This is a genomic window from Sphingobium sp. SG1 (assembly GCF_057063145.1).
The window spans coordinates 114,136-127,979 of the sequence record NZ_JBVVOJ010000005.1; the positions used below are offsets into that span (position 1 = coordinate 114,136).

The following is a 13,844-nucleotide window of genomic DNA, read 5'->3' on the forward strand; positions in this document are numbered from 1 at the left end:
CAGCGACGATCCCTCCCATGCGCGCGCCAATGCGCCGCCACCCCCGCAACCCAACAGGCGCGTCACCGTGACCCTGATGGCGCGTCTCCATGACCCGGATGTGATCCAACAGGCGCGTCGGCGGCGCGTTTCAGGCGCGAAAACGCCGCAAAACGCCGATATCGTCGCGTCACGACACTGTGAACTTCGCGCCATGACCCTGGAGCGACCCAATAGTGACCCTGAAACCGCCCTCTGTCGGGCGCATCATTCAGGTGCGGGGGCGGGCCTGGCGGTAGCTGCCCAGAACGCGCACCCATTTGGTGTGGAATTCCAGCTCGGCGAGCGCGCGGTCGACCGCCGGGTCACCCGGCATCCCTTCGATATCGCAATAGAATTCGGTCGCGGCAAAGCTGGCGCCGCGCTGGTAGCTTTCCAGCTTGGTCATGTTGACGCCATTGGTCGCAAAGCCGCCCATCGCCTTGTAGAGCGCGGCGGGGATATTCTTCACCTCGAACAGGAAGGTGGTCATGACCGGGCCGACGCCCGCCGCCGGTGCCTTGGGCTCGCGCGCCAGCACCAGGAAGCGGGTCATATTGTCGTCGCTATCCTCGATATTCTCGGCGATCAGGCGCAGGCCATAGATTTCGGCGGCCAGATAGGGGGCGATCGCCCCCTCGCCCGGCGCGCGCGTTTCCGCCACCAGCGCGGCGGCGCCGGCGGTGTCGGCATAGGCGACCGGCTGGATGCCGCGCTCGCGCAGATAATGGCGGCACTGGCCCAGCGCCTGCGGATGGCTGATCGCGCTCTTCACCGGCACCGTGTCGGGCGCCATCAGGCAGTGGCGGATGCGCAGGAAATATTCGTCGACGATGTGCAGCCCGGATTCGGGCAGCAGGAAATGCATGTCGGCGACGCGGCCGTGCAGGCTGTTTTCGATCGGAATGATCGCTCGGGCGGCAAGGCCATTGCGCACGGCGTCGATCGCATCCTCGAACGCAAAGCTGGGCAGCGGCACGCAATCGGGGGCGTAGCCAAGCGCGGCCAGGTGCGAATTGGCACCGGGCGCGCCCTGATAGGCGACGGCGCGCGCCGGATCGGCAGCGGCCTTTTGCGACATGTCGGCGACCAGCGCGCGAGCGGGGGCGGGATAATTTTCCATGCGTGCCTGCGCGCTTAGGCAGTTGGGGGATCGCGCGCAAGCATCGGCGGGGCGGCGGGGCGCGAAAAGCGCCACGGCGGGTTGCACCCCGGCCTATCCCCCATTATGGCAAGTGCTTAAGTGGGGGAGCGCAAGACAGCCTCCATAACAAAGATGCGAGGGAAATCTGCGGATGGGCGATCGATTCAACACCGTTGCAGGGTGGGCGTTGTTTGCAGGCATCATCGCGCTGGGTGGCGCGATCGTCAGTTCCAAATATTTCCACGATGAACGGCCCGAAAAGATGGGCTATGCGATCGAGGGCGTCGAGGTGGAAGGCGAAGGTGGCGGCGACAGCGGCCCCGGCCTCAATACCCTGCTCGCCAGCGCGGATGTCGCGGCCGGCGAAAAGGTGTTCGCGAAATGCGCCGCCTGTCACACCGTCAACCAGGGCGGCGCCAATGGCATCGGTCCCAATCTCTACGCCACAGTCGGCGAAGGCATCGGCCAGGGCAAGGGCGGTTTCGCCTTCTCCGAAGCGCTCAAGAGCAAGGGCGGCGAATGGAGCTTCGACAATCTCGACCATTGGCTGAAAAGCCCGCGTGAATTTGCCCCCGGCACCAAGATGACCTTTGCCGGCCTCTCCAACCCGGCCGATCGCGCCAACCTGATCGCCTGGCTGAACACGCAGGGGTCCAACCTCCCCCTGCCCGCCGCCGATGCCGCGCCGGCCGCGGCCGACAATGCGGCGCCGGCCGAAGGCGGCGACAATGCCGCCAACGCGACCGAGGCCCCGGCCGAGAACGCGGCGCAGTAAAATTTCAGCAAGGGCGCGGCCGGTGGCTTTGGCTATCGGCTGCGCACCGCCGTCACGCAGCGCTGAGCATCCAGCGCCACGACCAGATCGGCCCGCGCCGGCATCTCGTCCAATATATGCCGGGTCAGCCGCTCATAATGCTGGATGAAGCAGGCAATCTCCGCATCGTTCATCACCGCACTGCCGCCGCCGGCCGCGCGCAATTCCGCCTCCTGCTGCGTCCGCCAGCACTGCACCACGTCGAACCCCGGCGCCGCCAGCAGCGCCAGCGCGTCGATCCGCCCGAACAGCGCCTGATACGCCCCCGCCAGCGCCGCATTGACGAAGCGCCGCCAGCGCCCGTCACCATCCTCGTCCCGCTCCAGCGCGTTGACCGGGGCATCCAGTTCACCTGCCTCCTGCCCCCGCGCGCCCACGCACCAACCCTCCAGGATCAGCAGCCGCAGCCCCGCCTTTGCCTCCGGCCACGCGTTTTCAGGCAAGCGATCATCCACCGCCTTGTCGAACCGCGGCAGCCGCACCGTCCGCCCCGCCGCCAGTGCGTCTAGCACCCGCAGCCCCAGCGCGACATCATGCGTCCCCGGCACGCCCCGCGTCCGCAGCAGCGGATGCACGCTCCCGGCGAGCACTTCCCGCTCAGCCTTCGTCAGATACAGATCATCGATCGACAGAATCGCGCTCGCCACGCCCCGCGCGCCCATCCGCGCCTGCAGCGCCTGCGCCAATGTGCTCTTGCCGCTGCCCTGCGCCCCGCACAGGCCGAGCACGGCCAGGCCGTCCTTCTCTTCCAGCAGGCGCAGCGCGAGGCGGTCGACTGCATCGAGCGCCGACGCCGCCATGGTCAGAGCTGCGCGACCAGCAGCTTGTCGATCTTGCGCCCATCCATGTCGACAATCTCGAAGCGCCAGCCCTGATCCTCGGCATAGTCGCCGACTTCCGGCAGGCGCTTGAGCAGCCACAGCACATGGCCCGCGACCGTCGCATAGTCGCGGTCCTCGGACAGGTTGATATCGATCTTCTCGGCCAGCTGGTCGATCGGCATCTGTCCCGACACCAGCAGGCTGCCATCCTCGCGCTCGACCAGATCGGGCTCGTCATAGACGTCGCGGTCCGACGCGAAATGGCCGGCGATGGCGGACAGCAGGTCGGCCGGGGTCACGATCCCCTCGAAATGCCCATATTCGTCATGCACCATCACCATCGGCACGTCGGACTTGCGCAGCACTTCCAGCGCATCCATCGCGTCGACCTGGTCGGGCACGACCTCCGCCTTGCGCAGCAGCGCCTCGATATTCAGCGCCTCGCCCCGGAACAAAGCGGTCATGATGTCGCGCGCCTGGACGATGCCGATAATGTCCTCGACCGATCCACGCCCCACCGGCAGGCGGGTATGCGGCGTTTCCAGCAGGCGCAGGCGGATCGTGTCCTCATCGGCGTTGATGTCGATCCAGTCGACATCCATGCGCTGGGTCATCACCTCGCGCACCGGCCGGTCGGCCAGCCGCACCACGCCGGAGATGATCGCCCGCTCGCTTTCCTCGATGATGCCCGACCGGCTCGCCTCGGCGACGATCAGGTGCAGTTCCTCGACCGTGACATGATGTTCGGATTCGCGGTCCAGCCCCAGCAGCTTGAAGATCAGGCCGCTCGACTTGTCGAGCACCCACACCACCGGAGCGGTCAGCTTGGCCAGATACAGCATCGGCGTCGCCACCAGCACCGCGATCGGCTCGGGCTGGCGCAGCGCGAACTGCTTGGGCACCAGTTCGCCAATGATCAGCGAGGCATAGGTGGTGAGGCCGATGACCAGCGCAAAACCCAGATTTTCCGCCATATTGGGCGACAGGCCCAGCGCCGCCAGCCGCTCGCCGGTCGGCCCGCCCAGGCTCGCACCCGAATAGGCGCCGGAGATGATGCCGATCAGAGTGATGCCGATCTGGACGGTCGACAGGAACTTGCCTGGGTCCGCCGCCAGCTGCAACGCCGACTTGGCGCCGCGCTTGCCCGCCTTCTCCATCGCCTGCAGCCGTGGCTTGCGCGCGGACACGATGGCCAGCTCCGACATCGCGAAGACGCCGTTCAGCGCGACCAGCGCCAGGATGATGATGAGGTCTACCCAGGGGAAGGGCGTCGGAGCGGGAGGGGGGATCGTGGCCATGGTGGTCCCCTCCCCTATAACCTTTATTCTTTCGTTTTCACAACCATCCCATCATCGCCCGTTCAGTTCACTTGTGGAACAATCCATCGCCTGGGTTATTAGGGAGGCATCCATCCACGCGGATGCCAAGGACAAGGGAATAGAAGAATGAGGATTTCGCACCGGATCATGATGGCCGCCGGCCTGGCCGCGATGCTGACCACCACGGCCTGCACCACCGACCCCGAAACCGGGCAGAAGCGCATGTCGAAGGCGGCGATCGGCGGCATCGGCGGCGCGCTGGGCGGCTATCTGCTGGGCGATCTGGTCGGCGGCCGGCATGACCGCACCGAAAAGATCCTGGGCGCCGGCATCGGCGCGATCGCGGGCGCCGGCATCGGCTCCTATATGGACGAACAGGAACGCAAGCTGCGCCAGCAGACCGCCGGCAGCGGCGTCGACGTGATCCGCCAGGGCGACGACCTGCTGCTGCGCATGCCCTCGGGCATCACCTTCGCCTTTAACGACGCCAGCGTCCAGCCGCAGTTCCGCCCCACGCTGGACGAGGTGTCCTCGATCCTGTCGCAATATCCCAAGACCTATATCGACGTATATGGCCACACCGACAGCGACGGGTCGGACGCCTATAATCAGACGCTGTCGGAACGCCGCGCCCAGTCGGTCGCCGGCTATCTGACCAGCCATGGTGTCCAGTCGGCCCGCATCGCCACGCGCGGCTTTGGCGAAACCCAGCCGATCGCGTCGAATGCGACCGAGGAAGGCAAGGCCGCCAACCGTCGCGTCGAAATCAAGATCTCGCCCGTCACCGAATCCGACGTGCGCAGCTGACGATGGCTCGGGCCGCTCGAACGGGCGGCCCGACCGACCATCTGCGCTGCCGACAGCACAAAACCGCCCCTACGCGCCCGTCAACATTATCCTCATTGACCTTCGCGCGCGCCGGGCATAGCAGGGCCGCCGCTGTCGCAACCCAAAGAGTGCCCTGACAATGACCTATGTCGTGACCGACAACTGCATCCGCTGCAAATATATGGATTGCGTCGAGGTCTGCCCCGTGGACTGTTTCTACGAGGGCGAGAACATGCTGGTCATCAATCCCAATGAGTGCATCGACTGCGGCGTGTGCGAACCGGAATGCCCGGCCGAGGCGATCCTGCCCGATACCGAGAACGGCCTCGAAAAGTGGCTGGAACTCAACACCAAATATTCGGCCGAATGGCCCAACATCACGGTCAAGGGCGAGGCCCCGGCTGATGCCGACGCGATGAGCGGCGTAGAGAACAAGCTGGAGCAGTTCTTCTCGCCCGAACCCGGCGAGGGCAGCTGATCGATATTATCCTGCGCCATCAAGGCGCAGCGTCCCATTTTGTGCCGCACCCCCAGACTTTGTGTCCGGGGGTGGCAATTTTGTTACGAATCTGCTAAATAGCGCCCAGCGGACGAACATGGTCGCGTTCGTCCTGGAGTATTCGCATCATGTCTTGACGGTGACGCCGCGGACTTTCCCCGACTCGTGCCCCTGCTGCACCTGCCCCGCGACGGCCCGTTCCCCGGTTGAATAGAAAGGTTTCAAATGGCTGCCAAGGCGCTGTCCTTTGACGTTGGTGATTATGTCGTTTACCCCAAGCACGGCGTGGGCCGTGTGATCGAACTCCAAAAGGAGCAGATCGCGGGCATGGAACTGGAGCTGTATGTGCTCCGTTTCGAAAAGGAGCGCATGACGCTGCGCGTTCCCACCAACAAGGCCGAAGGCGTCGGCATGCGCAAGCTGTCCTCCAACAAGACGCTGGAGGAATCGATGGAAACCCTGAAGGGCAAGCCCAAGGTCAAGCGCACCATGTGGTCGCGCCGCGCCCAGGAATATGAAGCGAAGATCAATTCGGGCGACCTGGTGTCGATCGCCGAAGTGACCCGCGACCTGTTCCGTGCCGACGACCAGCCCGAGCAGAGCTATTCCGAGCGCCAGATCTTCGAGGCAGCCTCCAGCCGCCTCGCCCGCGAACTCGCCGCGATGGAAGAGACCGACGAGCCCACCGCGCTGCAGAAGATCCTGCGCATCCTCAATGAGGCCGCACCGAAATATGCCAAGGTCGAAGGCTGATCACTTCGCCCGAACAGGCTGAAACATGACGAAGGGCGCCCTCCCAGGGGGCGCCCTTCTTCGTTACGGCAGGACCATTGCGGGAATCCCGCCCTCGTCCGTTGACTCCCCCGAACCGTTCTTCAGGACGCATAGGGGAATAGCCATGACCGACCAGGATGACGCGCAGCAGGATCTGATCCAGCGCGGCTATTCGCGCCGCGACGCGGCCCGCATATTGGGCGTGCTGGGCGCGGGCGTGGCGGTCGCCACCGCCGGCACCCCGGTCTGGGCGCAGCGCAATGACGGCCCCGAAGAAGGCAATTTCCCCAAGGTGCGGATCGGCTCGAACGAATGCTGGACCGGCCCCTTCCCCGTCGCCCAGGCCGCCGCGGCGAAGATCGTGTCCCACGCCAATTTCTACCACCCCGGCACCGAAGTCACCGACTTCAAGAAGACGCTCGCGACCATCGAGGGCGTGCCGGTCGATTATGTCCTGCCCTGGCCGGGGTCCAGCGACCCGCTCTCGCGCATCGTCGTCGCCTTTTGCTCGCCGCAAAAGGGGCTGGTGACCGCCGATGTCAGCTATGAACAGCCCTGGGGCACGGCGGAATGGGCCGGCGCCAAGGTGACGAAGGTGCCGCTGACGCCCGATTATCGCCACGACGTGAAGGCGATGCTCGCCGCCAATCCCGACGCCGGCCTCTATTATATCTGCTCGCCCAACAACCCCACCGGCACGCTGACGCCGGTGGCCGACATCGAATGGCTGATCGCCAACAAGCCGGCCGGATCGATCGTCCTGGTGGACGAGGCCTATCTCCATTTCTCGCACGGCCAGTCCGCCGCCCCGCTGGTCGCGCAGGGCAAGGACGTGATCGTGCTGCGCACCTTCTCCAAGCTGTTCGGCATGGCCGGCATGCGGCTGGGCGCCACCATCGCGCGGCCGGACCTGCATGCCAGGATGATGCGCTATGACGGCAAGCGCATGTCGACCAACCTGCCCCTGCCCTCGGTCGTGTGCGGCACCGTTGCGCTGACGCAGAAGGCGCTGATCGAGCAGCGCCGGTCCGAGATGATCGCGGCGCGCGACTTCACCTTCGCCCACCTCACCAAGCGCGGGGTAAAATTCATTCCGTCGGACGCCAACATGTTCATGGTCGACTGGGGCAAGCCGGCGGCCGGCGTCCAGGCCCAGTTCCTGGCGGCGGGTGTCGGCATCGGCCGCAACTGGGCGCCCTGGCCCACCATGTCGCGCGTCACCGTCGGCTCGATGGCCGACATGCAGGCCTTCTGCGCCGCGCTCGACAGGATCATGGTCTGAAAAAGGGCCGGCTTCGCTGTGGAAGCCGGCCCTTTGGATCAATTGCCCTTCACTCTGTCGGCGGCATCCTTGGCGGCGTCGCCGACATCGCTCGCGGCCTGACCGACCTGGCTCGCCGCGCTCGACACGGCATCATCCTTGCGGGTCTGGCTGCTGATCAGGAAGAAGGCGGCAACCGCCACCACCACGACCAGCAGCAGGATCGCGATGGTCGTGCCACCGCCGCCACTGCGCTTTTCGATGATGGTCGTCGTGGGCGCCGGGCGTTCCTGATAATCTGCCATATAGTCTCTCCTCTTTGTCACCCCGTGGGGGCAACAATGCCGGAGAGCGGGCAAAGGTTTCAGCCGCCCCGTTGGCCCGCCTTACTCGCCGGTCGGGACGAAGGCGCCCTTGGCGCGGTCCTTGACCACCTTGTCGGCGCGGAACACCGATCCGCTCATGGTGATGTAGACGCCCGGTTCGGCGACCTGCGCGGTGGCGAAAGCCATGCCAAGGTTGAAGCTCGCATCGCTCTCGCCAAAGCGCGCCGGCGCCAGCGCACCGACCAGCACGACGGTCTTGCCGGGAATGTCCTGCAACAGCTTGGCCGTCTCGGTCATGGTGTCGGTGCCATGGGTGATGACGATATGCTTCTCGCGCGCGGCAGCGACGCGGGCGGCGATCAGCGCACGATCCGTGTCATCCAGCTCCAGGCTGTCCTTGCGCGTGATTTCCTCGATGCGGAAGGGCCGCTTGACCCGTGCCACCTGCAACAGCTTGGCCATCACCGTCTCGCCGACCTGATAGTCGGACAGGGCGTCGAAATAGACCTTGTCGATCGTGCCGCCGGTGGTGAGCAGCAGGATGGGGGTTTCGGGGGACAGCATGAACGGACTCCGTATATCGATCGCGCCCCCTTAACGGATAATGGCGCCGACCGGAACCGTCCCTATTCGCCCCGCGCCATCGCCGCACCCCGGTCGCGCGCGGCGACCAGCGTGTCGGTCAGAAGGTCGAGCAGGCGATTGTCGGCGTCCAGCACATTGAGGCCCTGGCGCGTCATGCCGCCGGGGCTGGCGACCTGATCCGCCAGGGTCGCCGGGCTGACGCTGGCGCGCGCCGCCATGTTCGCCGATCCCTGCACCGTGGCCAGCGCCATGCGCGCGGCCTGATCGGCTGGAATGCCCAGCGCCTCGCCGGCGCGCGACAGCGCATCGATGAAGCGGAACAGGAAGGCCGGACCGCAGCCCGACAGGGCCGTCACCTGATTGAACAGGGCTTCGTCACCCATCCATTCGGCCAGGCCCAGCGGCGCGATCAGCGCGGCGATATCGGCCTTGGCCGCCGCATCCGTCGCCGCATCGGTGTAGAGCGCCACCACGCCCTCGCCCAGCCCGACCGGCAGATTGGGCATGGCGCAGACGACATCGCGCGGCGCCGGGAAATGCCGGCGCAGGTCGGCGATCGGCGTGCCGGCCAAGATCGACACCAGCCGCGTTTCCGCCGTCAGCAGCGGCGCAAGCCCCGCCGCCACGTCGGCAATCTGATAGGGCTTCATGCCCAGCAGCACGGTCGTGCCGGCCGGCAGCGCCGCGGGATAGGCGGTGACGACGGTCACGCCGTGCGCCACCGGCTTGCCGCTTGGCCGCAGCACGGTGACGCGGGCGGGATCGAGCCCGCACGCCAGCCAGCGGGTCAGCATCTGACCGGCCATATTGCCGCAGCCGACAAGGAAAAGATGATCGGGCCAGCAGGCAATGGTCATGGTCAGGCTTTCAGGCAGAAATGTCAGGCTTCGCCGCGGGTTTCGATCAGGCTCGCGCTGATCGCCTCGCTCGGGCTCTTGCCGCCCCACAGGACGAACTGAAACACCGGATAGAAACGCTCGCACTCGTCGATCGCGGTCTCGATCAGCACCTGCGCCTGGTCCAGCGTCAGCGTGCCGCCCTGCCCCAGCAAGGCGCCATGGCGGAACAGGATGATGCCGCTCGACGACCACAGCTCGAAATGGCCGAGCCAGAGCTGCTCGTTGATCAGGCCCAGCGTCTCGTAGATGACGGCGCGCTTGTCGTCATTGACGCGGATGTCGGGCAGCGCGAGAAGCTGCAGCACCTGATCCTCGTCACGCCAGATGCCGCGCAGCTCATATTGCGCCCACGACCCCTGGGTGCTCGCGACGATCTCGTCCTCGCCGACCTGCTCATAGCTCCAGCCATGCGCCTCGTAAAAGGCCGCCAGCATGTCGATCGGCGCGGCCTCATGGCCGCCATTCTCAAATTCGTCGCTATCCATCATCGGCGCGCCTTTATCACCGCAAGCGGCGAAAGGACAGGGCGCTTACTCGGCGCCCGCATCCTTATCCACAGCTTTCGTCTTGGCGGCGCGCACGGTCTTGGTGACCGGTTCGGGCGCCTTGCCTTCCAGCGCGTCGAGGCGGGCCTTGAGCAGTTCGACTTCCTCGCGCGCGGCGGCGGCCATCGCCTTGACCGCGTCAAATTCCTCGCGGCTGACGAAGTCGACGCCGCCGATCCATTCCTTAGCGCGTTCGCGCGCATTGGATTCGAACTCGCGGGTCATGCCCGCGACCGTGCCGGCAGCGCCGTTCACCAGCTTGGCCAGGTCGTCGAAAAAGCGGTTCTCGCTCTGCATGATCGTCTATCCTCGTATCAGGCGCGTGGGTGCGCCGAAATCATATCTGGGTCTGGAGTGCCGGCGCGACAAGCCTGTGCGCATCCGGGTTCAGGCGGCCGACCTCATAGTTGAGGTAGGAGGCAAAGACCAGCCAGACCAGATAGGGCAACATCAACGCACCGGCAAAGGGACGGATCCGCCAGAACAAGGTGGTGGTGAGCGCCACCAAGAGCGCCAGCACCAGGATCAGCCCCAGCGCCGCCCCCACCTGATGCGCGCGAAAGAAGAGCGGCGACCAGGCAAGGTTGAGCGACAGTTGCACCAGGAACAGCACGACCGCTGCTCCCCGCCCCCTGGCCCCGCGCGCATGCAGCACGATCGCGAAGGCCAGCGCCATCAGTATATAGAGGATCGTCCAGGCGACGCCGAAGGCCCAGCCCGGCGGCATCAGCGCCGGCAGGTTGAGCGAGGCGAACCAGCGATTGCCAAAACCGCTATTGGCGAGCCTGCCCGACAGGAAGCCGAGAAAGACGATCGCGGGCACCGTCACCAACGCCCAGCGCAGATAGGCAAGACGCAACTGACCCTGGGACGCGATCTCGTTCATCGGCAACGCAGCTCCAAGCTATTCGGCGGGTTCGGGCGAATCCTTGAGCGCCGAATCCAGTTTGCGACCAACGGTTTGCGGAGAAACCGTGCGCTTGGCAACGCGCGAATAGAAAATGGGAATGAGGAACAGGGTGATGAGCGTCGCCAGGCTGACGCCGAACACGATCACCACGCCGATCGAATGGCGCGCCGCCGCACCGGCCCCGCCGCGCAGCACCAGCGGCACCGCGCCGATGACGGTCGCGATCGACGTCATCAGGATCGGGCGCAGACGCCGCTTGGCCGCCTCGCGGATCGCCTCGGCAATCTCCATCCCCTCGTCGCGCAACTGGTTGGCGAACTCGACGATCAGGATACCGTTCTTGGCGGCGAGGCCCACCAGCATGACGATGCCGATCTGGCTATAGAGGTTGATCGACCCGCCGGTGATCGCCAGGCCCAGCGCGCCCCCCGCCACCGCCAGCGGCACCGTCGCGATGATGACGCCGGGGTGGATGAAGCTTTCGAACTGGGCCGCGAGCAGCAGATAGACGATCAGGATGGTGAGGCCGAAGACGATCCAGATCGACCCGCCGGTCTCACGCAGCGACTGGCTTTCGCCACGATAGCCGATCGCCAGCACCTCGGGCGACTGGCGCGCCTGATCCTCCAGGAAGGCGAGCCCCTGCCCCAGCGACGTCCCCGGCGTCAGCGCGGCGGTCAGGGTGATGGCGCGCAGCTTGTTATAGCGGTTGAGCTGACGCGGCCCGGCCACTTCGCGCACGCTCACGACCGCGGACAGCGGCACCAGCACGCCACTGCGGCTGCGCACCTGGATACGTTCCAGATCGGCCAGCGTCTGGCGCCCGTCGCGCTCCGCCTGCACCAGCACGCGATATTCCTCGCCGCGGTCGACATAGGTGGTGACGCGGCGCGAACCGAGCAGGCTTTGCAGCGCCTGGCTGACATCGTTCACCGACACGCCCAGGTCGCCGGCGCGCTGCAGATCGGTCTCGATCCGCATCTGCGGCTTGGTTTCCTTATAATCGCTGTCGAGGTTGATGAGGCCCGGATAGCTCGCCGCCGCCAGCATGATGCGGTCGCGCGCCGCCACCAGCCCTTCATAGGTAGAGCCGGCCACCACGATATTGACCGGCAGGCCACGACCACGGCCCAGCCCCGATCGCGGCGCGGCATTGCCGCGCACGCCCGGCTGGTCGGCGATCACCTTGTTGATGATGGTCGCGACTTCCGCCGTGGTGATGGTGCGGTCTTCCCACGGCCGCAGGAAGGCGATGACATTGCCGTTGTTATAATCGTCGGTGGTGCCGAAGCCGCCGGGGGTGCGGATCACCAGATTCTGCAGCGTGCCATCCTTGCGCAGGAAGGCGAGATCATTCTCGATCTTCTGCATATAGGCCATCATCCGGTCGAAGCCGGTGCCTTCGGGCGCGTTGACATTGGCCTCGACCACGCCGGTATCCTCGGCCGGGGCCAGTTCGGCCGGCAGGCGGGTGAAGAGGAAGAAGGCGACGCCCAGGAAGATCGCAACGCCCAGCAGCGGCATCAGAGGTTTCTTCAAGGTCCAGTCGAGCCAGCGGCCATAGCCATGCTCGATCCGCTGGAAGCGATCATCGACCCAGCGCGCCAGCCGGCCACGCTCGGCATTCTTGAGCAGCTTGGAGCAGAGCATCGGCGCGAGGCTCAAGGAGATGAAGCCCGAAAAGCCGATCGCCGCGATCATCGCGATGGCAAGTTCGCGGAACAAGAGGCCGGTCTGGCCGGCCAGGAACATGACCGGCACGAACACGGCGCAGACGACCAGCGTGGTCGAGATGATGGCAAAGCCCACCTGCCGCGTGCCGAGATAGGCGGCGACCAGCGGATCTTCGCCCTGTTCGACGCGGTGATAGACATTTTCCAGCACCACGATCGCGTCGTCGACCACCAGGCCGATGGCGAGGACGAAGGCGAGCAGGGTCAGCAGGTTGATCGACAAACCGAGCAGCCACATCACCGCGCAGGTGGCAAGCAGGCAGATCGGCACCGTCACCGCTGGCACGATCGTCGCGCGCACCGATCCCAGGAACAGGAAGATGACGAGGATGACGAGCAGAGCCGCCTCGATCAGCGTGTCATAGACATTGTCGATCGCGCGTTCGATGAACAGGGATTCGTCGGTGCCGATAGCGACGCGCATGCCCTTTGGCAGGGTCGGCTCCAGATCCTTGATCAGCGCCTTGGCCTTCTGTGCCACTTCCAGCGTGTTGGCGCCCGACTGGCGGATGATGCCGATGCCGATCGCCGTGCCCTGGTTGGAACGGAAGCTGCTATAGGGGTTTTCGGCCCCTTCCTCGATCCGAGCGACATCGCCCAGCTTCACCTGATAACCATCCTCGCCCCGGCCCACGACCAGCTGCGCGAACTGGTTCGGCGTGGCGAAGGGCCGCTCGACGCGCAGCGTCTGGTTCTGGTCCTTCGATTCAAAGCGGCCGGCGGGCAGCTCGACATTCTGGGTACGCAGCGCCGCCTCGACATCGGCCGGGGTCAGGCCGAAGGCGGCCAGTTTTTCCGCGTTGAACCAGATGCGGGTCGACGGCCGCGCCTCGCCGCCGATGGTGACGCGGGCAACGCCGTCGATCGCGGCGAAGCGGTCGGCAATGTTGCGGTCGAGATAGTCGCTGATCTGGATCGGCGACCAGCCGGGGCGCGAGAAGGCGAGGAACAGGATCGATCGCGCGTCGGAATCGACCTTGCGGATCTCGGGCGCCAGCGCATCCTCGGGCAGATCCTGCGTCACGGAGCCGACACGGTCCCGCACGTCATTGGCGGCGCTGTCGATATCACGCGAGGGATCGAACTCGATATTGATGTTGGACGTGCCGTCCTGCGAGGTCGAGGTGATGGTCTGGATGCCCTGCACACCCGCGACCGCATCCTCGATCTGCTGGGTGATGCGGGTTTCCACCACAGACGCGGCGGCGCCGGTATAGGTCGTCTCGACCGAGACGATCGGCGGATCGGTATCGGGATATTCGCGGACCGACAGGCTGAAATAGCCGACCAGGCCGACGATGCACATCAGCACCGCGACCACCGCCGAGAAGACGGGCCGGCGGACCGAGAGATCGGAGAGCTGCATCG

General features: G+C 65.8%; 15 protein-coding genes. 5 read left to right on the plus strand and 10 right to left on the minus strand.

The window, feature by feature from the left end:
• Positions 1–250 precede the first annotated feature (250 nt).
• Positions 251–1,141: a prephenate dehydratase gene (locus AC0KVN_RS13295; protein WP_004211109.1), complete on the minus strand. Its 891-nt coding sequence runs from the start codon at positions 1,139–1,141 to the stop codon at positions 251–253.
• Positions 1,142–1,313: 172 nt separating this feature from the next.
• Between AC0KVN_RS13295 and AC0KVN_RS13300 the strand changes: the two genes are divergently transcribed.
• A complete protein-coding gene (locus AC0KVN_RS13300) occupies positions 1,314–1,937 on the plus strand; it encodes a c-type cytochrome (protein WP_037510216.1) in 624 nt (207 codons plus the stop codon).
• 32 nt (positions 1,938–1,969) lie between these two features.
• Here AC0KVN_RS13300 and AC0KVN_RS13305 read toward each other — a convergent pair whose 3' ends face one another.
• Positions 1,970–2,776 carry a kinase gene (locus AC0KVN_RS13305; RefSeq protein ID WP_483656143.1) on the minus strand — a complete coding sequence of 269 codons (807 nt, stop codon included), beginning with the start codon at positions 2,774–2,776 and terminating at the stop codon, positions 1,970–1,972.
• 2 nt (positions 2,777–2,778) lie between these two features.
• Complete coding sequence (locus AC0KVN_RS13310) at positions 2,779–4,095, minus strand: hemolysin family protein (RefSeq protein ID WP_017500236.1); 1,317 nt, start codon at positions 4,093–4,095, stop codon at positions 2,779–2,781.
• 147 nt (positions 4,096–4,242) lie between these two features.
• Here AC0KVN_RS13310 and AC0KVN_RS13315 point away from each other — a divergent pair, with 147 nt between their 5' ends.
• The 4 genes from AC0KVN_RS13315 to AC0KVN_RS13330 all read left to right on the plus strand — a co-directional run bounded on the left by AC0KVN_RS13315 (position 4,243) and on the right by AC0KVN_RS13330 (position 7,499).
• On the plus strand, positions 4,243–4,923 hold the full coding sequence (locus tag AC0KVN_RS13315; RefSeq protein WP_029547626.1) for a YiaD family glycine zipper/OmpA-like lipoprotein: 681 nt from the start codon (positions 4,243–4,245) through the stop codon (positions 4,921–4,923).
• A gap of 160 nt (positions 4,924–5,083) precedes the next feature.
• Complete coding sequence (gene fdxA, locus AC0KVN_RS13320; protein WP_004211101.1) at positions 5,084–5,422, plus strand: ferredoxin FdxA; 339 nt, start codon at positions 5,084–5,086, stop codon at positions 5,420–5,422.
• A gap of 246 nt (positions 5,423–5,668) precedes the next feature.
• A complete protein-coding gene (locus AC0KVN_RS13325; protein WP_004211100.1) occupies positions 5,669–6,196 on the plus strand; it encodes a CarD family transcriptional regulator in 528 nt (175 codons plus the stop codon).
• A 145-nt stretch (positions 6,197–6,341) separates the two neighbouring features.
• Positions 6,342–7,499 carry a pyridoxal phosphate-dependent aminotransferase gene (locus AC0KVN_RS13330; RefSeq protein WP_435568499.1) on the plus strand — a complete coding sequence of 386 codons (1,158 nt, stop codon included), beginning with the start codon at positions 6,342–6,344 and terminating at the stop codon, positions 7,497–7,499.
• 38 nt (positions 7,500–7,537) lie between these two features.
• Here AC0KVN_RS13330 and AC0KVN_RS13335 read toward each other — a convergent pair whose 3' ends face one another.
• The 7 genes from AC0KVN_RS13335 to AC0KVN_RS13365 all read right to left on the minus strand — a co-directional run bounded on the left by AC0KVN_RS13335 (position 7,538) and on the right by AC0KVN_RS13365 (position 13,842).
• Positions 7,538–7,783: a hypothetical protein gene (locus tag AC0KVN_RS13335; protein WP_435568498.1), complete on the minus strand. Its 246-nt coding sequence runs from the start codon at positions 7,781–7,783 to the stop codon at positions 7,538–7,540.
• Between the two features lie 81 nt (positions 7,784–7,864).
• Entirely contained in the window at positions 7,865–8,368 is a 504-nt protein-coding gene (locus tag AC0KVN_RS13340) for an asparaginase domain-containing protein (protein ID WP_004211094.1), read from the minus strand.
• 62 nt (positions 8,369–8,430) lie between these two features.
• Entirely contained in the window at positions 8,431–9,246 is an 816-nt protein-coding gene (locus AC0KVN_RS13345; RefSeq protein WP_037491111.1) for a pyrroline-5-carboxylate reductase family protein, read from the minus strand.
• A 23-nt stretch (positions 9,247–9,269) separates the two neighbouring features.
• Complete coding sequence (locus tag AC0KVN_RS13350; protein WP_004211091.1) at positions 9,270–9,776, minus strand: type III secretion system chaperone family protein; 507 nt, start codon at positions 9,774–9,776, stop codon at positions 9,270–9,272.
• A gap of 42 nt (positions 9,777–9,818) precedes the next feature.
• Positions 9,819–10,130 (minus strand): accessory factor UbiK family protein, encoded by a 312-nt coding sequence (locus AC0KVN_RS13355; RefSeq protein WP_004211090.1) that lies wholly within the window; start codon positions 10,128–10,130, stop codon positions 9,819–9,821.
• 40 nt (positions 10,131–10,170) lie between these two features.
• Positions 10,171–10,719, minus strand: a complete 549-nt coding sequence (locus AC0KVN_RS13360) for a TspO/MBR family protein (protein ID WP_435568497.1) — start codon at positions 10,717–10,719, stop codon at positions 10,171–10,173.
• 18 nt (positions 10,720–10,737) lie between these two features.
• Positions 10,738–13,842: an efflux RND transporter permease subunit gene (locus tag AC0KVN_RS13365; protein WP_435568496.1), complete on the minus strand. Its 3,105-nt coding sequence runs from the start codon at positions 13,840–13,842 to the stop codon at positions 10,738–10,740.
• Positions 13,843–13,844 lie beyond the last annotated feature (2 nt).